Here is a 23,372-nt window from a genome sequence, read left to right on the forward strand (position 1 = left end):
TGCTCTGTGTTAAAATGAATAGACTGATGAATGACGGGGGAAATATGAGTGATTTATTATGGAATTGCTTTACTTATTATCGCGCTGGATCAATGGACCAAGTGGCTAGTCGTCAAAAATATGGAGCTCGGCGAGCGTATCCCGGTGCTCGAGCCGTATCTTGGCTGGCTTTCCCACCGCAACCGCGGCGCGGCGTGGGGGATGCTTGAAGGGCAGATGTGGCTGTTTGCGATCATCACAATCGTCGTCATCGTGGCGATTCTGTATTATTTCCACAAACATGCCGGGGGACAGCCGTTGTTCCAGCTTTCGCTAATGGTGCTGTTGGGAGGCGCGATCGGCAATTTTATTGACCGCATGTACCGAGGCGAAGTCGTCGATTTTGTCGATGTGCTGATTCCAGTAATTAATTATGATTTTCCGATCTTCAATGTGGCGGATGCTGCATTGACCATTGGTGTCGTCTTAATGATCGTTTATGTAATCATGGATGAAAAACAACAAAAGAAAAAGGTGTCTTAATAATGGAAGAGCTAACGATACACATTACAGAAGAACAAGCAGGCGACCGGATTGATAAAGTGATCTCTGCTATTGATGAAGACTGGTCACGGTCCCAAATCAGCAATTGGGTCAAAGATGGCGCGATTAAAGTGAACGGCGAAACGGTGAAACCGAATTATAAAGTCCGCATAGGTGATGGAATCATTATCACACCGCCTTTGCTCGAAGAATTGGACGTAGAACCGGAAGACCTGGATCTTGATATCGTCTATGAAGATGAGGATGTACTCGTCGTCAATAAACCGAAAGACATGGTCGTTCACCCGGCACCTGGCCACGCGAACGGAACGCTTGTGAACGGACTTATGTACCACTGCACGGATTTATCTGGCATTAACGGAATTGCACGCCCGGGAATTGTCCACCGGATCGATAAAGACACTTCAGGCTTGTTGATGGTAGCCAAAAATGACATGGCACACGCATCTTTAGTAGACCAGCTGGTCGAAAAAACGGTTACGCGCAAATACGTGGCACTGGTTCATGGGCATATTGCGCATGATAAAGGCACCATTGAAGCACCGATTGCCAGAGACCCGAAAGAGCGCCAGAAAATGGCCGTTGTCGATAAAGGCAAACATGCGGTGACGCATTTTACGGTGCTCGAACGCTTCGGTAATTTCACACTGGTAGAATGCCGCTTGGAGACCGGCCGGACGCATCAAATCCGCGTCCATCTGCGATATATCGGATTCCCGCTTGTCGGCGATCCAAAATACGGACCGAGAAAAACAATGGATATCGGCGGACAGGCACTTCATGCTGGAGTGGTCGGTTTTATCCATCCTCGCAGCAAGGAATATATGGAGTTTTCCGCTCCGCTGCCGGCAGAATTCGAAGCATTGCTTGAAACACTTCGCGAAGAGGGTTGACAAGTTTCACTGCTGTTCTTTATACTAAGACCAGTCAAAAACTCAATACGCATCACCTTTAAGAACAGTCCAGAGAGGCTGAAAAGGGATAATCGCAAAGCCGGAAGTGTGTCTTCCGGAAGGTTTTTTTACTGCGCATCTATACCCTTCGCCTCTTTGGCGGAGGGTTTTTTCATGCACAAACAACGAAACGAGCGATAAGGAGTGGAAATCATGGCAGAAAAAGCGGATATTCTCGATGACAAAGCCATTGGCCGTGCCATCACACGGATTGCCCATGAAATCATTGAGCGCAATAAAGGAATTGACGAATGCATTTTAGTCGGCATTAAAACACGCGGCGCCTTCATCGCCAAGCGGCTCGCTGAGAAAATCGAGCAAATCGAAGGCAAGCCCATTTTGACCGGCGAACTGGACATCACGCTTTACCGGGACGATCTCAGCCAGAAAAATCCTAGTCAAGAACCGCTCGTCCAGCAAGTCGACATCGCCCACAGTATTAAAGATATGAAAGTCATCCTAGTCGATGATGTGCTGTATACGGGGCGTACAGTTCGCGCAGCGATGGACGCGGTCATGGACCTCGGGCGTCCGGCACAGATCCAGCTGGCGGTGCTGATCGACCGGGGACATCGGGAATTGCCGATCCGCTCCGATTATGTCGGAAAAAACATTCCGACATCGAGCGAAGAACGGATTGTGGTCGAAATGGCTGAAAGCGACAATACCGACCGCGTCACAATCCACGATTAACAACTAGAGATTATAGAGACAGGGGAGAAACAGCTTGAGCAATGCCATTTTAGATATTCACGACAAACCAAAATCGGGGCAATGGATTTCCCTCAGCCTGCAGCATATGTTCGCCATGTTCGGCGCAACAATCCTCGTGCCGCAGCTTGTAGGCTTGAGTCCTGCAATCGCGCTTTTGACAAGTGGCATCGCCACCATCATTTTCGTCTTGATCACACAGTTTAAAGTTCCAGCATACCTCGGGTCATCGTTCGCCTTTATCGTCCCGATACAGATTGCAACAGAATCAGGCGGCATCGGATCGGCGATGATCGGTGCCATGTTCGTCTCGCTCGTCTACGCAATCGTCTCACTAGTCATCTGGAAGACGGGTTATCAGTGGCTCATGAAACTGTTGCCTCCGATTGTCGTCGGCCCAGTCATCATCGTCATCGGGCTTGCACTGTCGGGCACAGCGGTCAATATGGCGATGAATATTCCGACAGCAGACGGCGGCTCCGAATACAGCTTGCTGCATTTCTCGGCCGCACTCGTCACACTCACCACCGCCATCATTTGCAATATTTACTTCAAGAACATCATTTCGCTCATGCCGATCTTGATCGGTATCATCGTCGGATATGTATACTCCACCTTGATCGGCATCATCGACTTTAGCCCGATCGGCGCCGCAAGCTGGTTCCAAGTGCCGGACTTTCTCGTGCCGGGCATAGACTATTCGTTTCAAGTGACGCCGACATTACTGTTCGTCATGGTGCCAATCGCGATTGTCACCATCTCTGAACATATCGGACATCAGCTCGTGCTCGGAAAAATCGTTAACCGCAACTACATAAAAGATCCTGGCCTTCACCGCTCGATTCTCGGAGACGGACTCGGGACCTTCATTTCCTCACTAATGGGTGGGCCGCCAAAAACAACGTACGGCGAGAACATCGGCGTACTGGCCATTACGAAAGTTTTCAGCGTCTACGTCATTGTCGGCGCCGCGGTATTCGCCATCTTGTTTTCTTTCTTCGGAAAGTTGATGGCGGTCATTGACACGATTCCAACAGCAGTGCTCGGTGGGATTTCAATCCTGCTGTTCGGCATTATCGCTTCATCGGGCATGCGCATGCTCGTCGATAACGGCATTGATTTCGGCAACAACCGCAACTTGGTCATCTCTTCAGTCATTCTGGTCATCGGGATCGGCGGCGCGAAACTGGAATTCAGCGAAACTTTCGTCATCGAAGGTATGGCACTCGCTGCCATTGTCGGGGTGCTGTTGAACTTGATTTTACCGGGACTCAACAAACAGGAATTGGATGACGGAACTGAATAAATTTACCTTTTAAGGAATGTCCCGAGAGGCATGGAAAGGGTTATTGGAAAAGAGGCGCAGCAGGCCTTATTTCCTTACACCTTCCTGCCCCTGGGAAGGTGTATTTTTGTACAGTCAACGAAAGGGGCGTGAGGGAATTGCCGAATCTATTATCGATGAACGGACTCCAAAACGAACAGATCATGAACTTGCTGAAGCGCGCGGAACAGTTTGAACAAGGTGAACAAGCAGAACTTGAAGGCGCGGTCGTCAATTTGTTTTTCGAACCGAGCACGCGGACGAAAATGAGCTTTGAAATGGCCGAACACCGGCTGGGGTTATCCGTGCTACCGTTTGAATCCGCCTTCTCCAGTATTATAAAAGGGGAAACCTTGTATGATACAGTTAAAACGATGGAAGCGATCGGCGTCCGTGCGGTTATCATCCGCCACGAAGAAGAAGAATATTACCAGCAGCTAACAGGATGCCATGTCGCGGTCATCAACGGAGGCGACGGCTCAGGGCAGCATCCGACACAATCGCTTCTCGATCTTTACACTATCCATCAAGAGTTCGGGCGCATCGAAGGAATCCACGTCACGATCGTCGGCGACATTGCCCACAGCCGCGTTGCAAAATCGAACGCCGCGGCGTTAAAGCAGCTCGGCGCAACAGTCAGCTTCGTCTGCCCAGCCGAGTGGAGCGGCGATTACGAAACGACGGACGATTTGGATGCGCTGCTCGGCGCAACAGACGTCGTCATGATGCTCCGTGTGCAGCACGAGCGCCACGCCGTATCGGCCTTGTTTTCCAAAGAACGCTACCATAAAGAGTTTGGGCTGACCGAAGCGCGGGAGCGGAAAATGAAAAAAAGTGCTATCATCATGCACCCTGCACCGATCAATCGCGGCGTTGAAATTGCGGACTCGCTTGTCGAGTGCAAACGCTCGCGGATCTTCAAGCAAATGGCCAACGGCGTGTTCGTCCGGATGGCAGTACTCGAATATGCAATGAAAGGGAGAGATTGAGATGGGATTATTCATTAAAAATGTAAAAATGTTAAACGGAGAACAACTGCAGGAGGCCAACATCCGCATTAAGGATGGCCAGATTGCAGAGATCGGCGAAGGCTTGAAATCGCAAGGCGAAATCGAAATCGACGGCAAAGGCCGAATGATCGCACCGGGATTTGTGGATGTCCACGTCCATTTGCGTGAACCGGGGGGAGAGCAAAAAGAAACAATCGAAAGCGGCACGAAATCAGCAGCGCGCGGAGGCTACACGACGATTTGCGCAATGCCGAACACTCGCCCTGTACCGGACACGAAAGAAAATCTTGATCATGTCAACGCACTGATCGACAAAAATGCGCTCATTCGGGTTTTGCCGTATGCATCCATCACGATCCGTGAAGCAGGCAAAGAACGGACCAATTTGAAAGAATTGAAAGAACATGGCGCGTTCGCGTTCACCGACGACGGCGTCGGCATCCAGGAAGCGGGGATGATGTTCGAAACGATGAAAGAAGCAGCTACACTCGATATGCCAGTCGTCGCTCACTGCGAAGATAATAGCTTGATCTACGGAGGCGTTATGCATGACGGCAAAAGAAGCCGCGAACTCGGTCTGCCGGGCATCCCGTCCGTTGCAGAATCGGTCCATATCGCGCGCGACATCCTGCTGGCAGAAGCAGCCGGCGCCCATTATCATGTTTGCCACGTCAGCACGAAGGAATCGGTACGCGTTATCCGCGATGCGAAAAAAGCAGGTGTCCGCGTAACGGCGGAAGTGACGCCTCATCACTTGCTGCTGACAGAAGACGACATCCCGGGAGACGACGCAAACTACAAAATGAACCCGCCGCTGCGTGCAAAAGAAGATTTCGACGCGCTGCACGCCGGATTGCTCGACGGCACACTTGATTTTATCGCAACGGACCATGCACCTCATATTGCACAGGAAAAGGCGAACGGCATGGAAAAAGCGCCATTCGGCATCGTCGGATTTGAAACGGCATTCCCGCTTCTTTACACAGAATTTGTCCAGAGCGGTAAATGGACGCTCCAGCAATTGATTGACTGGATAACGAAAAAGCCGGCGGATGTGTTCGGCCTTCCTTACGGCAAGATCGAAGCGGGCCAAGCAGCAGATCTAGTGCTGCTCGATTTGGACAAACAACAGGAGATCCACACGGAAGATTTTCTTTCCAAAGGCACCAACACACCATTTGGCGGACAAACTTGCACCGGCTGGCCAGTTATGACCATTTTCGGCGGTGACATCGTATGGCAGGAGGAAAACTGATGAAACGTTATTTGATCTTAGAGGACGGTACGGTATTCGACGGGGAAGCATTCGGCAGTGAAGAAGCATCGGTCGGGGAAGTGGTGTTCAACACGAGTATGACCGGCTATCAGGAAATCTTGTCCGATCCATCTTATTGCGGGCAGATCGTCACAATGACTTATCCACTTATCGGCAACTACGGCATCAACAGCGATGATTTCGAATCGATCGACCCGGCAGTGAAAGGGATGGTCGTCCGGGAAGCGGCAGAGTTTCCGTCGAACTTCAGGAGCACCATGAGTATTGACGAATTGTTGAGAAAAAAAGGCATTCCCGGAATATCCGGGATCGATACGCGAAAACTGACACGCCTCATCCGCGTCAACGGCTCGATCAAAGGCGTCTTGACAGCAGCTGGCGAAGAGCCAGACTTCGAGCAAGTGACAAATAAGTTGAAAGAAACCGTGATGCCGACCGATCAAGTGGCACAAGTGTCGATCACACGTCCTTACCCAAGCCCTGGACGCGGCAAGCGTGTCGTAATCATCGATTACGGCATGAAGCACGGCATCTTGAGGGAATTGACGAAACGCAAATGTGATGTCATCGTTGTGCCGCATAACACTTCGGCACAGGAGATTCTTGCATGGGGCCCCGACGGCGTCATGCTGTCGAACGGTCCGGGAGATCCGAAAAATGTACCGGAATGCGTAGACGTCGTGCGCGATCTTATCGGCGAAGTGCCGGTGTTCGGCATTTGCCTCGGCCATCAATTGTTCGCACGCGCGTGCGGTGCGGACACGTTCAAATTGAAGTTCGGCCACCGCGGCGGCAACCACCCGGTTCGGGATCTCGTGACGGGGAAAGTCGAAATCACTTCACAAAACCACGGCTATGCCGTTGACGAAGAAACTTTGCAAGGAACGCGTTTGAAAGTGACACATAGCGCACTCAATGACGGAACAAATGAAGGATTAACACATTTGGATTACCCGGCATTTACTGTCCAATACCACCCGGAATCCTCACCAGGACCGGAAGATTCGAATTACTTGTTCGACCGATTTCTAGAAATGATGAACGCACAGCGGAAGGAGCAACAACATGCCTAAAAGACAAGATATTAACAGCATCCTCGTTATTGGTTCCGGCCCGATCGTCATCGGCCAAGCAGCAGAATTCGACTATGCGGGTACACAAGCTTGCCTCGCCTTGAAAGAGGAAGGCTACCGCGTCATTTTGATCAACTCCAACCCAGCGACCATCATGACCGATACGGAAATCGCCGATAAAGTGTATATCGAACCGATTACTTTGGAATTTGTCAGCCGCATTTTGCGCAAAGAACGCCCGGACGCCCTGCTCGCAACACTCGGCGGGCAAACCGGCCTGAATATGGCGATCGAGCTGGACGAGTCCGGGATTTTGGATGAACTGGACATTGAAATACTAGGGACAAAACTGGAAGCCATCCATAAAGCGGAAGACCGCGACTTGTTCCGTACCTTGATGAACGAACTCGGCGAACCGGTACCGGAGTCCGATATCATCCATAATATGGAAGAGGCGAAAAGATTTGTTGAACGCATCGGGTATCCGGTCATCGTCCGCCCAGCGTTTACGCTCGGCGGAACAGGAGGCGGCATTTGCCATAACGATGAGCAATTGCGCGAAATCGTCGCAAGCGGCCTGAAATACAGCCCGGTGACGCAATGTTTGCTGGAAAAATCGATCGCCGGATTCAAGGAAATCGAATACGAAGTGATGCGCGACGCGGAAGACACCGCAATCGTCGTCTGTAATATGGAAAACATCGATCCGGTCGGCATTCATACCGGCGACTCGATTGTCGTCGCACCGAGCCAGACCTTGTCGGACCGTGAATACCAAATGCTGCGCAATGTCTCGCTGAAGATCATCCGTGCGCTGAAAATCGAAGGCGGCTGCAACGTGCAGCTCGCACTCGACCCGCATAGCTTTAATTACTTCATCATCGAAGTGAATCCGCGCGTCAGCCGTTCATCTGCGCTGGCGTCAAAAGCGACGGGCTACCCGATCGCCAAACTGGCAGCAAAAATTGCCGTCGGGCTGACGCTCGGTGAAATGATGAACCCAGTGACAGGGCGCACGTATGCGGCGTTTGAACCGGCACTGGACTATGTCGTATCGAAAATTCCACGCTGGCCGTTCGATAAATTCGAATCGGCGAAACGCAACCTCGGCACGCAAATGAAAGCGACCGGCGAAGTCATGGCGATGGGCCGGACGTTCGAAGAATCGATGCTGAAAGCGGTGCGCTCGCTGGAAACAGGACAATTCCACTTGGAGCTGAAAAATGGGGGTACGATGAGCGACGAATGGATCGAAAAACGCATCCGCAAAGCAGGGGACGAACGGTTGTTCTTTATCGGCGAAGCACTCAGACGCGGCGTGACGATCGAGACGATCCACGACTGGAGCCAAATCGATTTGTTCTTCCTGAAGAAATTCGACAATATTGTGCGCTACGAGGAAGTGCTGAAAGCTAACCCGTTTGATTTCGATACGGCGAGAAAAGCGAAACGCATGGGCTATGCGGATAGAACGATCGCCAAATTGTGGAACACCGCGGAAGAGGAAGTTTATCAGTGGCGAAAACAGCAGAAACTTGTGCCGGTCTATAAAATGGTCGACACATGTGCTGCCGAGTTCGAATCCGAAACACCTTATTTCTACGCCAGCTACGAAGACGAAAACGAATCGATTCGCACGGACAAAGAAAGTGTCATCGTTCTTGGATCCGGACCAATCCGCATCGGACAGGGTGTCGAGTTCGATTATGCGACGGTACACTCGGTATGGGCGATCAAAGAAGCAGGATACGAGGCAATCATCATCAACAACAACCCGGAAACGGTCTCGACCGACTTCTCCATTTCCGACAAGCTGTATTTTGAGCCGCTGACGATTGAAGACGTCATGCACATCATCGACCTCGAACAGCCAAAAGGCGTCGTCGTCCAGTTCGGCGGGCAGACAGCCATCAACTTGGCCGACAAGTTGGAGAAAAACGGCGTGAAGATTCTCGGTACGTCTCTCGAAGATATCGACCGTGCAGAAAACCGCAATAAGTTCGAAGCGGCACTGCATGAAATTGGCATTCCACAGCCACTCGGAAAAACCGCCGTATCGACCGAAGAAGCGATAGTGATCGCCACAGACATCGGCTATCCGGTACTCGTACGTCCGTCATATGTGCTGGGTGGACGCGCGATGGAAATCGTCTATAATGAAACCGACTTAATCCATTATATGGAACATGCCGTCGAAGCAAGCCCGGAACATCCGGTGTTGGTTGACCGCTATATGACGGGTGAGGAAATTGAAGTCGACGCGATCTGCGATGGTGAAAATGTCTTGATTCCAGGGATTATGGAACATATCGAACGCGCCGGGGTCCATTCGGGCGATTCGATCGCGGTGTATCCACCTCAAAATATTTCCAAAGAATACATTGAAACACTGACCGACTACACAACTCGCCTGGCCAAAGGCTTGAACATCATCGGCTTGCTCAATATCCAGTACGTCATTTCATCAGGCGAAGTGTACGTCATCGAAGTGAACCCACGCTCGAGCCGGACTGTGCCGTTCCTCAGCAAAATCACCGGCATTCCGATGGCGAATATCGCGACAAAAGCGATTTTGGGCCAGAGCATCATCGACCAGGGCTACAAAGCGGGGCTCGCACCGTTGAAAAAAGGCGTTTACGTCAAAGTGCCGGTGTTCTCGTTCGCGAAACTGCGCCGCGTCGACATCACACTCGGGCCGGAAATGAAATCGACCGGTGAAGTGATGGGCAAGGACGTCACGCTGGAAAAAGCGCTGTACAAAGGCTTGGCTGCTGCGGGTATGCAAGTGCAGGATCACGGAACGGTACTTCTGACTGTCGCAGACAAAGACAAAACGGAAGCGATCGGACTTGCCAAGCGTTTTAAAAATATCGGCTACCAAATTATGGCGACGGGCGGCACCGCGCAAGCTTTCGAAGAAGCAGGCATTGTGGTTGCGGAAGTCGGAAAGATCGGTGCGGAAGGCCGGACACTTCTCGATGTCATCCAAAGTGGCGACGCACAGATCGTCATTAACACATTGACGAAAGGCAAGCAGCCGGAACGCGACGGTTTCCGCATACGACGGGAATCGGTCGAAAACGGGGTGCCGTGTTTAACTTCACTCGACACAGCGGAAGCAATGCTGCGTGTTATCGAATCGATGACATTCCAAGCTGAAGAAATGGGGGCAGGTGTATGATCAAACAAGAAAAAATGGCTGTTGTCTCCCAACAGGAAATCGCAAAGAATATTTTTGAACTGACCGTCACAGGAGCCTTAGTCCAGGAAATGACTGAGCCCGGGCAGTTTGTCCATGTGCGCGTGGCGGACAGTTTCGAACCGCTGCTGCGCCGGCCGATCTCTGTGGCGAAAATCGACAAGGAAGCTTCAAGCTTCACGATGATCTACCGCGCAGAAGGAAGGGGCACGACATTGCTTTCCGGAAAGACCGAACGCGACACGCTCGACGTGCTCGGCCCGCTCGGCCACGGCTTTCCGGTCGAAGCAGCCGAACAGAAAGCGTATTTAATCGGCGGAGGAATCGGTGTGCCGCCCCTTTATGAACTGGCTGTGCAACTCAATGCGCGCGGTGTGGAAACAGTCCACATTCTCGGATTTGAAAGCCGTGAAGCGGTGTTTTACGAAGACAAATTCCGCGCACTTGGCGACACCCATATCGCCACCGTCGACGGCTCGCACGGCACGGAAGGCTTCGTGACGCATATCTTGAACGCTTTGCCGAATGATTTCGATACGTATTATTCTTGCGGCCCGACGCCGATGCTTGAAGCGGTGCAATGGGCATATCCGCAGAAAAAAGGATTTTTGTCTTACGAACAGCGCATGGGTTGCGGCATCGGAGCATGCTTTGCGTGTGTTTGCCGGACGACGAAAAGTGAAACGGATTACATCAAAGTGTGTTCAGATGGACCGGTATTTCCAGCAGGGGTGGTGATTTCATGACGGATTTACGCGTTCAACTGCCAGGTCTCGACTTGAAAAATCCGATCATGCCGGCATCCGGCTGCTTCGGCTTCGGTAAAGAATACGCACAGCTTTATGATCTATCGCAACTCGGGTCGATCATGATCAAAGCGACGACCGCCGAGATGCGTCTCGGCAACCCGACGCCGCGAGTTGCAGAAACCTCATCTGGCATGCTCAATGCCATCGGGCTGCAAAATCCGGGGCTTGAAAAAGTGGTAGGCGAAGAACTGCCATGGCTTGAACAATTCGATGTGCCGATCATCGCCAATGTTGCAGGATCGCTCGCGGAGGATTATGTCGAAGTGGCACGCGCCATTTCGAAAGCGCCGAATGTCCATGCACTGGAAGTGAACATTTCTTGTCCGAACGTCAAACAAGGCGGCATCACGTTCGGGACAGACCCAGACGTTGCGAGAGAATTGACGCGGATGGTTAAAGAAGTATCGGGCGTTCCAGTGTATGTGAAATTGTCACCGAACGTCACCGATGTGGTTCAACTTGCAAAAGCGGTGGAACAAGGCGGAGCTGACGGCATCACAATGATCAATACGCTGCTCGGCATGCGGCTTGACCCGAAAACCGGGCGTCCTGTCATCGCCAATATAACAGGGGGCTTGTCGGGCCCTGCGATTAAACCGGTCGCCCTGCGCATGGTCTACGAAGTGAGGCGCCATACCGATTTGCCGATCATCGGCATGGGTGGCGTAACGGAAGTGGATGATGTCATCGACTTTTTATCGGCAGGCGCAAGCGCCGTTGCAGTCGGTACGGCGAATTTCGTCAATCCGTTCGTCTGTCCGGAACTGATTGCAAAATTGCCGGAGCGTTTACATGAGCTCGGCTACGAATCAGTTCATGAACTAATCGGAAGGAGCCACCGTCTATGACGAGCAAACCGATCATTGCACTGGATTTTCCGTCAAAACTTGACGTGGAAGAATTTCTTTCAGAGTTTACCGAGCCGCTGTTTTTGAAAGTCGGCATGGAATTGTTCTATCAGGAAGGGCCGGAGCTGGTCAATACGCTGAACGTATACGGCCATGATATTTTCCTGGATTTGAAGTTGCACGATATCCCGAACACGGTCGAGTCGGCGATGCGGCGCATAGCAGAGCTTGGCGTGGATATGGTCAATGTCCATGCGGCAGGAGGCGTCGCGATGATGGAAGCGGCAAAGCGTGGGCTCTCGGGAAGCGGCACGAAACTGATCGCCGTCACGCAGCTCACCTCGACAAGTGAAGAGCAGATGCAACAGGAGCAATTGATTCCAGTCACTTTACAAGAGTCGGTCTTGCATTACGCCAATCTCGCTAAACAAGCAGGGCTTGACGGAGTGGTCTGCTCGGTGCACGAAGCGAAAGCAATCGGTGAAGCTTGCGGTGAAGACTTCCTGCGTGTCACTCCAGGAATCCGCCCGGCATCATCAGAAGCGCATGACCAAAAGCGCATTGCGACACCAAGGGATGCGAAAGCACAAGGAGCGACCCATATCGTCGTCGGCCGAGCCATTACGCGCTCGGAAAATCCGCAAAAGAGCTATGAATACATCAACGGGGAATGGGGCGGCCGGTCATGAAAAAGCAAATCGCACAACAACTATTATCCATCGGAGCGGTAGAGCTGAGGCCGAAAGATCCGTTCACGTGGGCGTCAGGTGTCAAATCACCGATCTATTGCGACAACCGGCTGACGATGTCCTATCCGTCCGTGCGCAAGGCAATCGCCGATGGGCTCGCCGAAACAATACGCCGCGAATATCCGGATGCTGAAGTGATCGCAGGGACCGCGACAGCGGGCATTCCGCACGCGGCATGGGTCGCGGAGCGTCTCGACTTGCCGATGGTCTACGTCCGTTCCAAACCGAAAGGGCACGGCCAGTCGAATTTGATCGAAGGAAAAGTCGAACCCGGAAAGAAAGTCGTCGTTGTCGAGGACTTGATCTCAAAAGGCGGTTCGGTTCTCCAGGCCGCGGAGGCTTTAAAGGATGCGGGATTTGCCGTAGCTGGAATTGCCGCGATATTCACCTATAGTTTGCCACAAGCAGAAGAAGCGATTCATCAGGCGGGCTTTTCGTTCCACACCTTGACGGATTTTCCGTCGCTCGTCGAACAAGCGGAACAAACTGGTGCCATCAATCAGGCAGATTTGCCGATGTTAAGCGAATGGCATGAAAAATTAAAGGCAGGTACTTTGTAAAAACACTCGGCACACCATTGTGTGCCGAGTGTTTTTAGTTTTGGGATTTGTTAGTGGCAAGAAATAATCCGCAGATTTCGTTATAATACGAGGTAAGAAAAAGAAATCACCTAAGCATCGGAGGCGTGGCATCCGTTCAAAACGATGAATGGACTTTACGAAAAGGAGGCGGAATTAAAATGGAGCTGACAACGCAACAAATTGAACAAATGCAGCAGCAGTACCCGCTACTGTCGAATTTGATCAAATTGAAGCCGGTCGTGTGGCTGAATCCGAAGCGAAAGCGGATGGAACAAGTGACGGATTTGCCGGTTACATTCAAAGACCTCAAAGAAGCGGAGGAGACGTGGCAGCGTTTTGCTCCGTATTTAATGAAAGTGTTCGCCGAAACAGCCGAAACGGGAGGGATTATCGAATCGGTTTTGCGTCCGGCATTTCGCATGCAAAAAAGTCTGGAGTTGTATTACGAAAAGCCTCTGCCGGGCAAGTTATATGTCAAATGCGATAACGAACTGCCGGTTGCGGGGTCCGTTAAAGCGCGCGGCGGCTTTTTTGAAGTGCTCCGCTACGCGGAAGCTTTAGCGCTTGATGCCGGGCTCATCAGACGAGAGGACTCTTATGAATGGTTCGCGACAAAAGCGGCGAAAGAGTTTTTCAGCGGCTATTCGATCGGTGTCGGCTCGACTGGAAACTTGGGACTCAGCATCGGCATCATCAGCGCCGAACTCGGCTTTCAAGTGACCGTCTATATGTCGGCAGATGCAAAAGCGTGGAAAAAGGATTTGCTGAGGGACAAAGGAGTGGAAGTTGTGGAGTTTGCTGGTGATTTCAGCGAAGCGGTGACGACCGGGCGCAAGGCTACGCTTGCTGTTGCGAACGGTTATTTCGTCGATGACGAAAAATCCCGTGAGCTGTTTCTCGGCTATAGCGTCGCCGCGCTGCGCTTGAAAGAACAGCTTGAACAGCAGGAGATTCGAGTGGACAAAGAGCATCCGCTTTTCGTTTATTTGCCGTGCGGAGTCGGGGGAGCACCAGGAGGCATCGCATTCGGGCTGCGCCACGTGTTCGGTGATCATGTCCATCCGGTTTTCGTTGAACCGACGCATTCACCGGCCGTCCTGCTAGGGTTGATGACTGGTTTGAAGAGCGGAATTTGCGTCCAGGATGTCGGTATTGATAATGAAACGGAAGCGGATGGCTTAGCTGTCGGCCGGCCGTCAAGTTTTGCATCGGAGAGCTCTGAGCAATTGATATCAGGCGTCGCGACAATCGAAGATGAGGCGTTATTCCCTTTACTTGCATTGTTGAAAGACAGCGAAGCGCTGAAAATCGAACCGTCCGCTGCAGCTGGGTTTACAGGTCCGTTTGCGATTGCTTCGACTGATTATGCGAAAGACCATGGCATCGCGCTGGAAAAAGCCACCCATATCGTCTGGCTGACAGGTGGAGCGCTAGTTCCGGATGCTGAAATGGCCGGTTTTTATGAAAGAGGCCGAAAGAAAATGAGGGGATGAGCAGGAATCTCGTTTCATTCAACGAATAGAAGAGGGAAAGCAAAACGAAAAAGAAGGGAAGCGAAACCATGTCCATTCAAGCGAACCAGATTTTCGTAAATTTGCCGGTCAGTGATTTGGAGAGATCGATGAAGTTTTTTGGAGAAATGGGATTTGATTTTGACGAACGGATGACGGACAATAACGCCACTTGCATGATTATCGGACCGAATATATACGCCATGCTATTGGTGGAGGATTTCTTCAAAAGCTTTACCCATAAAGACATCGCGGACACGTCCAAAAGTGCTGAAGCGATCATCGCCTTAACCGCTTCGAGCCGCGAAGAAGTCGACGAATGGATCAACAAAGCCATTGCGGCAGGCGCCGGCTCTGCCAATGAGCCGATGGACAATAAGTTCATGTACTCTTGGAGTTTCCGTGATCCCGATGGCCATCTATGGGAAGTCATGTATAAGGAAGAAGGAGCATTCGAATAACAAAAACCCACGCCGGTTAACCGGCGTGGGTTTTTGTTTGTCATAAATATTCCGCGTAGCGTTTTTCCAAATAATTTTGCAGCACTGTCATGACTGAACAAATCGCCCAGTAGATAAGGGCTACAAGGATCAGCAGCGTCAGCAAATCATATTCGCGTGCACCGACTACCCGTGCTTTCTGGAAAATTTCCGGCACCGTAATCATCGCAGCGAGTGAAGACGCTTTGATCAAATCGAGATAAACATTCGATAATGGCGGTACTGCAATGCGCACCGATTGCGGCAAAATGATGCGCCGCATCGCCTGCCAATAGCTGAGGCCGAGCGCGGTGGACGATTCCCATTGGCCTTTATCGACAGAAGCGAGTGCGGAGCGGAACACTTCTGCGATATAAGCGGCGCTGTTGATCGTAAAGCCGAGCAACGCGGCTTGTAGCGCTGTAAATTCGATGCCGATGACTGGCAGTGCAAAATACAGCAAAAATAAGATCACGAGAATCGGCACGCCGCGCATAAAGGAAATATAAAGGCGCGCCGGCAAATGGAGCAGCGGCTGTTTGGATGTGCGGGCGAGTGCCAGGAAAAAGCCGATGACAAGTCCGCCGAGCATGCTGCCCATCGAAATGAACAGCGTATACCAAATGCCTTCGAGCACATAGGGCAAGGAATCGATCGCCAGTTCAGGATCGAATAACAATCCCCATTCGATATCGCTCATAATAATGGCCCTCCTTTAATTTTCCTCTTCGATGTCCGGTTCGATAGTAACGTCCGCTCCGCCGAAGAACTCAGCCGAAATCTCACTGACTGTTCCATCCGCAAGCATTTCATCTAGTGTGGCATTTACTTGCTCGAGCAGTTCTTCGCTGTCTTGATTAACGACGAGCCCGACTTCAGAAGGCAAGTATTTGATATCGGGGTGGATGGTGATGTTCAGTTCCGGGAAAGCCGCGACACCAAATGTCGACAAATAATAATCGTTCAATATGACATCGGTCCGGCCGATTGACACATCGCGTAAATAGATTTCGTTCGTGGCGTTGTCATACGTCACTTCTTCCGCACCATAATCGCGGGCAGTCTGCATATAGACAGAAGTCGATACGCCGGCTGCTTTTTTGCCTTCAAGATCCTCAAGTGACTCAATCCCAGACAAATCGTCTTTTCGGACGACCGCTGTGCCGTAGGAGTATTTGATTGGTGTGGAGAACAGGAATTTATCGGTCATGTCCTCCGTCACTTCGATGTCGTTGGCGGCCATATCGAGCTGCCCTGTGCTGACGCTCGTCAACATTTCATCAAATCCGAGCTCGCGGAATTCGATTTCCAACTCGAGGCGTTCGCTGAGTTCACGGACGACTTCCACTTCAAAGCCTGTCAACTCGCCGCTTTCTTCGTCGCGGAACGAAGTAGCCAACAGCGTGCCGGATGTGCCGACAGTCAATGTGCCTTCTTCCTGGATACGGTCCCATTCTGATGACTGTTCCGTGTCTGCCGTTTCATCGCCACAAGCTGACAGCAATAATACTGTTGCGGCAAGAGAAGCTACACTTATGTATGTTCGTTTCTTCAAGCTGTTCAATGATATGCCTCCTCTGTATTCGTCCTCTAAAAAGATAGCATTATCTAAAGGTTCGGGCAATGCTTTAAGAAATACAGTGTTCATATAATAATGTTATGTAAACTGCAGTTGCTTTTGAACAAAGAAAAAGAACTGTCCGGCTTGCTTTTAGGCAGCAGGGCAGTTCTTCTGTTACTTTTTCAATTTCAAAACTAGGTCTTCATCCGGCGTAACAAAGACCGTTTTCTGTTCAAAATAAATTACAAAGCCCGGTTTTGCACCGCTCGGCTTTTTCACTTGGCGGACTTCGGTGTAATCGACTGGAACCGATGCAGATTCGCGCGCTTTGCTGAAATAGGCGGCAATGGATGCAGCTTCTAAAATGGTTTCTTCGTCCGGTTCTTGTGAATGGATGACAACGTGCGACCCTGGAATGTCTTTCGTGTGAAGCCATGTATCGGATTTCGACGCAACTTTAAACGTCACATAATCGTTTTGTTTATTGTTTTTGCCGACGGAAATCGCAATGCCGTTACTCGACTCATAATGTTCGACACTCGGTTTCTTCGGCTTTTTCTTTTTCTTGGATTTCTGCGCTTTCATATGGCCTTGTTCGGCCAGCTCTTCGCGGATTTCTTCGATATCGGAAAGCCCTGCTTGCTGGACTTGCTGCATGAGCTGCTCAAAATAGCGGATATCTTCATCGGTTTTCTTGATTTGTTCCTGCGTTTTGACGACCGCGGTCTTGGCTTTTTGGTAGCGCGAGTAATATTTCTGGGAATTTTCGATCGGTGTCTTGCGCGGGTCGAGCGCAATCGACACGGTTTCTTCGTTATAATAATTGACGACTTCCACTTGCTTCATGCCTTTTTTGATGGTGTGCAAGTTGGCCATGATCAGCTCGCCGTTCAATTGAAGCTGGTCGCGTTTATGTGCTTGGTCCTGCTCTTTTTGCAGCTTTTTGAGTTTCAGTTTCAGTTTAGCGATTTCATTTTGCAGCCAGCGTTCTAAATCCCCAGCCTGCTGTTTGACGCGGTCGCGTTCTGCTTTGGCGTAATAGATCCGGTCGAGCAGCTCGGAAAGATTGTCGAAGTGGATATTTTCCTGTTCAAGATGCGTCAGCGGCGTTGCTGAGAAATAGCTTTTGCCTTGTTGCTCGACGTAATAGCCGCTCGGTGCGGGATTCGTGAAATCGTTGAGAAATTCTTTAGCGCTTTCCGGGTCTTTCTCGAGGCGGTAATGCAATTCCTTTGCCGTCAGCGGGGAAAACCCGGCGAATTCCGAGACGATTTCTTTGCCGCTGAGTTCGTTGAAACGAGCGCCTTCATCGTATGGATTGCGTTTATCTTGCGAAGGCGGAAAAATATAATCTTGACCAGGTAGAATCGTTCGGTAGGAATTGACGCTCGGCGGCAAATGCTTCAAGCTGTCGAGGATCATGTCACGTCCGGCATCGACTAGGATGACGTTCGAATGGCGCCCCATCATTTCGACGTGAAGTTCGCGTTCAATTTCATCGCCGATTTCATTTCGTGCACGTATGCGGAGAATGATCAGCCGGTCGGAGCCGTGCTGGTGCACTCCGGTAATAACGCCGCCTTCGATATGCTTGCGCAGCAGCATGCAAAACATCGGCGGTTCCGATGGGTTGACGTTTGCTGTGTTCGTCAAATGGATCCGTGAATAGGATGGGTGGATCGAAATGAGCAATTTATGGTTTTTTCCTTGTGCACGTATATGCAGGAGCAGTTCGAGCTGATTAGGCTGATGAACTTTTGAAATCCTACCGCTGACTAGCTGTTGGAGCTCGCTCGTCATCGCTTTCGTAAATAATCCATCAAATGCCATAAAAAATCCCTCTTTCAAATCGTTTTGTTCCATCTTATCATTTTCACGACAGAATATGATATAATAAGACAGTTAGATTCAAAGCGAAAAAGTTAGACAAGCATCGGTGGCGGTGAAGATAATGAAACCAAAAGTGAAATTCATATCCATCGGCTCGGGCAACGCGGTGGCTGTAAACCGGATTGTGTCGCTGATCCAACCGGATTCGGCGCCGTCCAAGCGTTTGATGCAAGAAGCGCGCAGCAAAGGCTTGCTCGTCGATGCGACAGGCGGTAAGAAGACCAAGTCGATTTTTATCATGGATAGCGACCATGTGGTCATTTCTGCTTTGTCGGTCGAGACTGCACTTGCGCGGATGGAAGAAAATGATGATGAGGCAAGCGAGGGATAAAATGAGAAAACAACGCGGACTGCTGATTGTGCTGTCGGGGCCTTCGGGTGTCGGAAAAGGCACGGTGAGAAAAGAGCTGTTCGAACAGCCGGATACAAACTATGAATATTCCATTTCAATGACTACGCGCTCACCGCGTGAAGGCGAAGTGGATGAAGTCGATTATTTCTTCAAGACCCGTCATGAGTTTGAAGAACTGATCGACCAAGGGCAATTGCTGGAGTATGCTGAGTATGTCAGCAATTACTATGGCACGCCGCTCGACTATGTCAATAAAATGCGCGATGCAGGGCGCGATGTGTTCCTGGAAATCGAAGTGCAAGGGGCTGCGCAAGTGCGCGACAAAGTGCCCGACGGCTTGTTCATCTTCTTGGCGCCGCCAAGCCTTTCAGAACTCGAAGAGCGCCTGGTCGGCCGTGGCACAGAATCGGATGAAGTGATTGCTTCCCGGATCAATGCCGCCAAAAAAGAGCTGGAAATGATGAACCTCTACGATTATGTCGTTGAAAACGATGAAGTGGAAAATGCATGCGACCGCATCAATGCCATTATCATTGCAGAACATTGCAAGCGGGAACGTGTCGAAAAAAGATACTTAGATATGCTAAAGGAGAATGCCTGATGTTATACCCATCCGTTGATAAACTAAAAAGCCGTATCGATTCAAAATACTCACTTGTAGCGTTGGCGTCGAAGCGAGCGCGCCAATTGCATGAACATGGAGACGAAAAATTAGACTCCTATGTATCCCACAAAGCGGTCGGAAAAGCGCTGGAAGAAATTGCAGAAGGCGTATTGACGCCGGTTCAACAAGATGCATCCGCAATTTACGAAGACGAAATTTAACCAATGATATCAATTAACGACTCCCAGAGCGAATATGTTCTTTGGGAGTTTGTTGTTTAGAAAGGGTGTTTAACGGTGTTGGTAAATCGGAAAATCCTATTATGTGTGAGCGGGGGAATCGCAGTCTACAAAGCGGTTGCACTCGTCAGCAAACTATCGCAAGCAGGTGCGGACGTTAAAGTCATCATGACCGAATCGGCGAAACAATTCGTCCAGCCTTTAACGTTCCAAGTGATGTCGAGAAACGATGTCTATTTTGATACATTTGATGAAAAAGACTCTTCAGTCATCGCGCATATCGATTTGGCGGACTGGGCAGACCTGGTCATCGTAGCGCCAGCGACGGCAAACATCATCGCAAAAATGGCCAATGGCTTAGGGGACGATATGGTTTCGACCGTGTTGCTTGCGGCGTCTGCGCCGATATGGGTCGCTCCGGCGATGAATGTCCACATGTACGACCATCCGGCAGTGAAACGCAATATCGATAGGCTTCACCATGACGGCGTCCGATTTATCGAACCGTCTGAAGGCTTTTTGGCGTGTGGATATGTCGGCAAAGGGCGCCTGGAAGAGCCGGAAAAGATTACTGAACTAGTTGTTGGGCATTTTTCTAAAAACAAGCCGCTGGCAGGAAAAAAAGTGTTAGTGACGGCAGGGCCGACGCGTGAGCGGATCGACCCGGTTCGTTTTTTGACAAACTTTTCCAGTGGTAAAATGGGTTACGCGATGGCGCAAGCGGCAGCGGATCTTGGTGCGGAAACGCTGTTGATCAGCGGCCCTGTTTCTCTTCCGGTGCCGAGCGGCGTCACTCGAATTTCTGTGGAAAGTGCAAAAGACATGCTGGACGCAGTGTTGCGGGACTACGATAGCGCCGATATGGTCATCAAAACAGCAGCCGTTGCCGACTACCGTCCTGCGGCGATTGCCGCGCAGAAGGTCAAGAAAAAAGATGGGAATTCCGTCATTGAACTGGAGCGGACAGTGGATATTTTACAGCAGCTCGGACAACAAAAAGACAAGCAAGTGCTGGTCGGCTTCGCGGCAGAGACCGATCACGTGGCACAGTACGCAAAAGATAAACTGAAGCGTAAAAACGCAAACTATATCATCGCCAATGACGTCAGCGCAGATCAAGCGGGCTTTGACCATGACACGAACGAAGTCACAGTCTATGGGCTGGGCGGGTTTGAAAAAACCTTCCCGGTCTTGCCGAAAACTGAATTGGCGCATGAATTGCTGGCGCTCATAACAGAAAAGGAATTTGTAAAATGATTGCGGAAGTGATCGTCGATGTTGCCGCACATCCGATCGACCGGCCATTTGATTACGCGGTGCCGGAAAAATTTGCAGCACTCGCAGAGCCGGGGATGCGCGTCAAAGTGCCTTTTGGCAATCGCAAAGTTCTCGGCTTTATTACGGCTATTAAAGAAACGTCCGAATTCGACCCGAAGCGCCTAAAGACTGTGCATGAACTGATGGATGTTGAGCCGGTTCTGAACCGGGAAATGCTTGATTTGGCCCAGTGGATGAAGCGGCACACCGTCTGCTTTGAAATCGACGCATTGCAAGTGATGGTGCCGGCTGCACTGCGCGCGAAATATGAAAAGCGCTTCGTGTTGAATGCCCCGCTTGAAGACTTGCCGAAAGACTTGCAGCCATATTTCGGCACACGGGAATTTGTCCGTGCGCAAGAAGCTGAAGCCGTATTTGGGCTGATGAAAAAAGAGATGGATAAAGGCACGGTTTTGGCGGATACGAATATCCAGCAAAAAACCGCTGTTAAAACCATACGCATGGTGCATATTATGGATTCTATAGAGGGAATTGAAAATATTTCCATTCGAGCGAACGCCAAACAGCAATTAAAACTTCAGGAGTTTTTCCACAACCATCCGGGGGAAACGGTCGAGGCAGCGCGTCTGCAAAAAGAAGCGGGCGTTTCGCTTCCGACGATCAATGCTTTAGTTGAAAAAGGGTTGGCAAGTTACTCGCTCATGGAATCGTACCGCGACCCTTCGCTGTTGACGGCTATTGAACATAAAACAGCATTGTCGTTGACGGATGAGCAGCAAACAGCGTTTGATGCAATTCAAGCTTCCCTGAATACGGAAAAGACCTTTATGCTGCACGGCATCACGGGCAGCGGAAAAACCGAGATTTATTTGCAGACCATCGCCCAAGTGCTCGAAGAAGGCAAAGAGGCGATAATGCTCGTGCCGGAAATTTCGCTGACCCCGCAAATGACCATTCGCTTCAAAGAACGCTTCGGCGATCTTGTAGCCGTACTGCATAGCGGCTTGTCGGCAGGAGAAAAATACGATGAATGGCGTAAAATCCAACGGGCGGAAGTGAAAGTTGTCGTCGGCGCCCGTTCGGCTATTTTTGCGCCGTTCCAAAATCTTGGTTTGATCATTCTTGACGAGGAACATGAATCAAGCTATAAGCAAGACGATGCACCTCGCTACCATGCCAGAGACGTGGCGATTTGGCGCAGCAAGCAGCATCAATGTCCAGTCATTCTGGGAAGTGCAACGCCTTCACTCGAATCCTATGCACGTGCGCAAAAAGGCGTATACGAGTTGTTGGTGCTGAAAAACCGCGCCAAAAACCAGCCTTTGCCCGAAGTGTACATTGTCGATATGCGGGAAGAGTTGCGGACCGGCAACCGGTCGATGTTTTCGGTAGAGCTTGCAGAAGCGATCCGTGAGCGTCTCCAGAGAAATGAACAAGTCGTGCTGTTTTTGAACAAGCGCGGCTATTCTTCGTTTGTGTTGTGCCGGGATTGCGGAACGGTGCTGCAGTGTCCGAACTGTGACATTTCCTTGACCTATCACCGGTCAAGCGAACGCATGAAATGCCATTATTGCGGCTATGATGAACCTGTTCCGACAATTTGTCCGCAATGCGAAAGCGACCATATCCGCTTTTTCGGCACAGGGACTCAAAAAGTCGAAGAGGAACTGGCGAAGCTCGTTCCCGATGCCCGCGTATTGAGGATGGACGTCGACACCACACGCAATAAAGGCGCCCATGAAAAAATATTGTCGGCATTCGGGGAAGGAAAAGCCGACATTCTGCTCGGCACCCAAATGATCGCCAAAGGCCTGGATTTCCCGAACATCACGCTCGTCGGCGTTTTGTCGGCGGATACGACTTTGCATTTGCCGGATTTCCGGGCAGCGGAAAAAACCTATCAATTGTTGACGCAAGTCAGCGGCCGTGCCGGACGCGACATTCTGCCAGGGGAAGTGTACGTCCAGACTTACACACCAGAGCATTACGCGATTATGCTCGCCAAAGACCAATTGTACGAACCTTTTTATGAGCAGGAAATGGCCATGCGCCGTGCGAGCGGCTACCCCCCGTATTATTTTGTCGTCAATATCCAGTTCACCCATGAGGATTTGATGACGGTGTCCGGCTATGCTGAACAGATGACGGAATATCTGCGCAATCGCTTATCGCCAAAGACCATTATTATCGGTCCGTCTGCATCGATGATTGCCCGTGTGAACAATAGATATCGCTATCAATGTTTGATAAAATACAAAACAGAACCAAAGCTGGCTGAAGTGCTGCAGCAATTGATCAAAATTTACCGCAGCGAGTGGATCAAAACGGGGGCGACTTTGTCCATCGATATGAACCCGACGACAGTCATGTAACAGAAATGAG

Annotated in this window: 22 protein-coding genes; 19 read left to right on the top strand and 3 right to left on the bottom strand. The window is 50.7% G+C overall.

The genetic code is table 11. The features are described 5' to 3' along the window. The first annotated feature begins 48 nt into the window (after window positions 1-48). From lspA to J7E21_RS03620, 14 genes are all read left to right on the top strand, one after another. Complete coding sequence (gene lspA, locus J7E21_RS03555) at window positions 49-522, top strand: signal peptidase II (RefSeq protein ID WP_215104801.1); 474 nt, start codon at window positions 49-51, stop codon at window positions 520-522. A 2-nt stretch (window positions 523-524) separates the two neighbouring features. Further along, window positions 525-1,436 carry an RluA family pseudouridine synthase gene (locus J7E21_RS03560; protein ID WP_215104803.1) on the top strand — a complete coding sequence of 304 codons (912 nt, stop codon included), beginning with the start codon at window positions 525-527 and terminating at the stop codon, window positions 1,434-1,436. A gap of 213 nt (window positions 1,437-1,649) precedes the next feature. Further along, a complete protein-coding gene (gene pyrR / locus J7E21_RS03565; RefSeq protein WP_215104805.1) occupies window positions 1,650-2,189 on the top strand; it encodes a bifunctional pyr operon transcriptional regulator/uracil phosphoribosyltransferase PyrR in 540 nt (179 codons plus the stop codon). A gap of 34 nt (window positions 2,190-2,223) precedes the next feature. Then, complete coding sequence (locus tag J7E21_RS03570) at window positions 2,224-3,513, top strand: solute carrier family 23 protein (RefSeq protein ID WP_215104808.1); 1,290 nt, start codon at window positions 2,224-2,226, stop codon at window positions 3,511-3,513. A gap of 137 nt (window positions 3,514-3,650) precedes the next feature. After that, the gene (locus J7E21_RS03575) at window positions 3,651-4,520 is read left to right on the top strand and encodes an aspartate carbamoyltransferase catalytic subunit (protein WP_215104810.1); all 870 of its coding nucleotides are present in this window, start codon (window positions 3,651-3,653) and stop codon (window positions 4,518-4,520) included. Window position 4,521: 1 nt separating this feature from the next. Next, a complete protein-coding gene (locus J7E21_RS03580) occupies window positions 4,522-5,796 on the top strand; it encodes a dihydroorotase (RefSeq protein ID WP_215104812.1) in 1,275 nt (424 codons plus the stop codon). Continuing rightward, window positions 5,796-6,890 carry a carbamoyl phosphate synthase small subunit gene (locus J7E21_RS03585; RefSeq protein ID WP_215104814.1) on the top strand — a complete coding sequence of 365 codons (1,095 nt, stop codon included), beginning with the start codon at window positions 5,796-5,798 and terminating at the stop codon, window positions 6,888-6,890. Before J7E21_RS03580 ends, J7E21_RS03585 begins: the two co-directional genes overlap by 1 nt. Continuing rightward, window positions 6,883-10,071, top strand: a complete 3,189-nt coding sequence (gene carB, locus J7E21_RS03590) for a carbamoyl-phosphate synthase large subunit (protein WP_215104816.1) — start codon at window positions 6,883-6,885, stop codon at window positions 10,069-10,071. The genes J7E21_RS03585 and carB overlap by 8 nt, the downstream gene beginning before the upstream one ends. Beyond that, complete coding sequence (locus J7E21_RS03595; protein WP_215104818.1) at window positions 10,068-10,835, top strand: dihydroorotate dehydrogenase electron transfer subunit; 768 nt, start codon at window positions 10,068-10,070, stop codon at window positions 10,833-10,835. Before carB ends, J7E21_RS03595 begins: the two co-directional genes overlap by 4 nt. After that, window positions 10,832-11,746 (top strand): dihydroorotate dehydrogenase, encoded by a 915-nt coding sequence (locus J7E21_RS03600; RefSeq protein WP_215104820.1) that lies wholly within the window; start codon window positions 10,832-10,834, stop codon window positions 11,744-11,746. Before J7E21_RS03595 ends, J7E21_RS03600 begins: the two co-directional genes overlap by 4 nt. After that, window positions 11,743-12,435: an orotidine-5'-phosphate decarboxylase gene (gene pyrF / locus J7E21_RS03605; protein WP_215104822.1), complete on the top strand. Its 693-nt coding sequence runs from the start codon at window positions 11,743-11,745 to the stop codon at window positions 12,433-12,435. Before J7E21_RS03600 ends, pyrF begins: the two co-directional genes overlap by 4 nt. Next, window positions 12,432-13,055 (top strand): orotate phosphoribosyltransferase, encoded by a 624-nt coding sequence (gene pyrE, locus J7E21_RS03610; protein ID WP_215104824.1) that lies wholly within the window; start codon window positions 12,432-12,434, stop codon window positions 13,053-13,055. Before pyrF ends, pyrE begins: the two co-directional genes overlap by 4 nt. Window positions 13,056-13,234: 179 nt before the next feature. Continuing rightward, window positions 13,235-14,569: a D-serine ammonia-lyase gene (locus J7E21_RS03615; RefSeq protein WP_215104826.1), complete on the top strand. Its 1,335-nt coding sequence runs from the start codon at window positions 13,235-13,237 to the stop codon at window positions 14,567-14,569. Window positions 14,570-14,637: 68 nt separating this feature from the next. Continuing rightward, window positions 14,638-15,048, top strand: coding sequence for a VOC family protein (locus J7E21_RS03620; protein ID WP_215104828.1), 411 nt, complete (start codon window positions 14,638-14,640; stop codon window positions 15,046-15,048). Window positions 15,049-15,088: 40 nt separating this feature from the next. Here the strand turns inward: J7E21_RS03620 and J7E21_RS03625 are convergent, their stop codons facing one another. The 3 genes from J7E21_RS03625 to J7E21_RS03635 all read right to left on the bottom strand — a co-directional run bounded on the left by J7E21_RS03625 (window position 15,089) and on the right by J7E21_RS03635 (window position 18,457). After that, the gene (locus J7E21_RS03625; protein WP_215104830.1) at window positions 15,089-15,766 is read right to left on the bottom strand and encodes an amino acid ABC transporter permease; all 678 of its coding nucleotides are present in this window, start codon (window positions 15,764-15,766) and stop codon (window positions 15,089-15,091) included. 15 nt (window positions 15,767-15,781) lie between these two features. Further along, window positions 15,782-16,630 (bottom strand): transporter substrate-binding domain-containing protein, encoded by an 849-nt coding sequence (locus tag J7E21_RS03630; RefSeq protein ID WP_483313474.1) that lies wholly within the window; start codon window positions 16,628-16,630, stop codon window positions 15,782-15,784. A 171-nt stretch (window positions 16,631-16,801) separates the two neighbouring features. Continuing rightward, entirely contained in the window at window positions 16,802-18,457 is a 1,656-nt protein-coding gene (locus tag J7E21_RS03635; protein WP_215104833.1) for an Rqc2 family fibronectin-binding protein, read from the bottom strand. A 121-nt stretch (window positions 18,458-18,578) separates the two neighbouring features. On the opposite strand from J7E21_RS03635, the gene J7E21_RS03640 reads away from it, so the two are divergent. The 5 genes from J7E21_RS03640 to priA all read left to right on the top strand — a co-directional run bounded on the left by J7E21_RS03640 (window position 18,579) and on the right by priA (window position 23,362). After that, complete coding sequence (locus tag J7E21_RS03640; RefSeq protein ID WP_215104835.1) at window positions 18,579-18,848, top strand: extracellular matrix/biofilm biosynthesis regulator RemA family protein; 270 nt, start codon at window positions 18,579-18,581, stop codon at window positions 18,846-18,848. 1 nt (window position 18,849) lies between these two features. Further along, on the top strand, window positions 18,850-19,470 hold the full coding sequence (gmk, locus tag J7E21_RS03645; protein ID WP_215104837.1) for a guanylate kinase: 621 nt from the start codon (window positions 18,850-18,852) through the stop codon (window positions 19,468-19,470). Further along, a complete protein-coding gene (gene rpoZ / locus J7E21_RS03650; RefSeq protein ID WP_215104839.1) occupies window positions 19,470-19,694 on the top strand; it encodes a DNA-directed RNA polymerase subunit omega in 225 nt (74 codons plus the stop codon). Before gmk ends, rpoZ begins: the two co-directional genes overlap by 1 nt. Window positions 19,695-19,769: 75 nt before the next feature. Then, entirely contained in the window at window positions 19,770-20,969 is a 1,200-nt protein-coding gene (gene coaBC / locus J7E21_RS03655) for a bifunctional phosphopantothenoylcysteine decarboxylase/phosphopantothenate--cysteine ligase CoaBC (RefSeq protein WP_215104841.1), read from the top strand. Continuing rightward, on the top strand, window positions 20,966-23,362 hold the full coding sequence (gene priA / locus J7E21_RS03660) for a primosomal protein N' (protein WP_215104842.1): 2,397 nt from the start codon (window positions 20,966-20,968) through the stop codon (window positions 23,360-23,362). The genes coaBC and priA overlap by 4 nt, the downstream gene beginning before the upstream one ends. Window positions 23,363-23,372: the final 10 nt, after the last annotated feature.

The sequence above is a fragment of the Planococcus sp. ISL-109 genome, from assembly GCF_018613655.1.
Lineage (GTDB): Bacteria > Bacillota > Bacilli > Bacillales_A > Planococcaceae > Planococcus.

Coding starts and splice junctions, on each gene's coding strand:
- J7E21_RS03560 (WP_215104803.1), top strand. CDS start 525: ATGGAAGAGCTAACGATACACATTACAGAAGAACAAGCAGGCGACCGG.
- pyrR (WP_215104805.1), top strand. CDS start 1,650: ATGGCAGAAAAAGCGGATATTCTCGATGACAAAGCCATTGGCCGTGCC.
- J7E21_RS03580 (WP_215104812.1), top strand. CDS start 4,522: ATGGGATTATTCATTAAAAATGTAAAAATGTTAAACGGAGAACAACTG.
- J7E21_RS03585 (WP_215104814.1), top strand. CDS start 5,796: ATGAAACGTTATTTGATCTTAGAGGACGGTACGGTATTCGACGGGGAA.
- carB (WP_215104816.1), top strand. CDS start 6,883: ATGCCTAAAAGACAAGATATTAACAGCATCCTCGTTATTGGTTCCGGC.
- J7E21_RS03595 (WP_215104818.1), top strand. CDS start 10,068: ATGATCAAACAAGAAAAAATGGCTGTTGTCTCCCAACAGGAAATCGCA.
- J7E21_RS03600 (WP_215104820.1), top strand. CDS start 10,832: ATGACGGATTTACGCGTTCAACTGCCAGGTCTCGACTTGAAAAATCCG.
- pyrF (WP_215104822.1), top strand. CDS start 11,743: ATGACGAGCAAACCGATCATTGCACTGGATTTTCCGTCAAAACTTGAC.
- pyrE (WP_215104824.1), top strand. CDS start 12,432: ATGAAAAAGCAAATCGCACAACAACTATTATCCATCGGAGCGGTAGAG.
- J7E21_RS03615 (WP_215104826.1), top strand. CDS start 13,235: ATGGAGCTGACAACGCAACAAATTGAACAAATGCAGCAGCAGTACCCG.
- J7E21_RS03620 (WP_215104828.1), top strand. CDS start 14,638: ATGTCCATTCAAGCGAACCAGATTTTCGTAAATTTGCCGGTCAGTGAT.
- J7E21_RS03625 (WP_215104830.1), bottom strand. CDS start 15,766: ATGAGCGATATCGAATGGGGATTGTTATTCGATCCTGAACTGGCGATC.
- J7E21_RS03635 (WP_215104833.1), bottom strand. CDS start 18,457: ATGGCATTTGATGGATTATTTACGAAAGCGATGACGAGCGAGCTCCAA.
- J7E21_RS03640 (WP_215104835.1), top strand. CDS start 18,579: ATGAAACCAAAAGTGAAATTCATATCCATCGGCTCGGGCAACGCGGTG.
- gmk (WP_215104837.1), top strand. CDS start 18,850: ATGAGAAAACAACGCGGACTGCTGATTGTGCTGTCGGGGCCTTCGGGT.
- rpoZ (WP_215104839.1), top strand. CDS start 19,470: ATGTTATACCCATCCGTTGATAAACTAAAAAGCCGTATCGATTCAAAA.
- priA (WP_215104842.1), top strand. CDS start 20,966: ATGATTGCGGAAGTGATCGTCGATGTTGCCGCACATCCGATCGACCGG.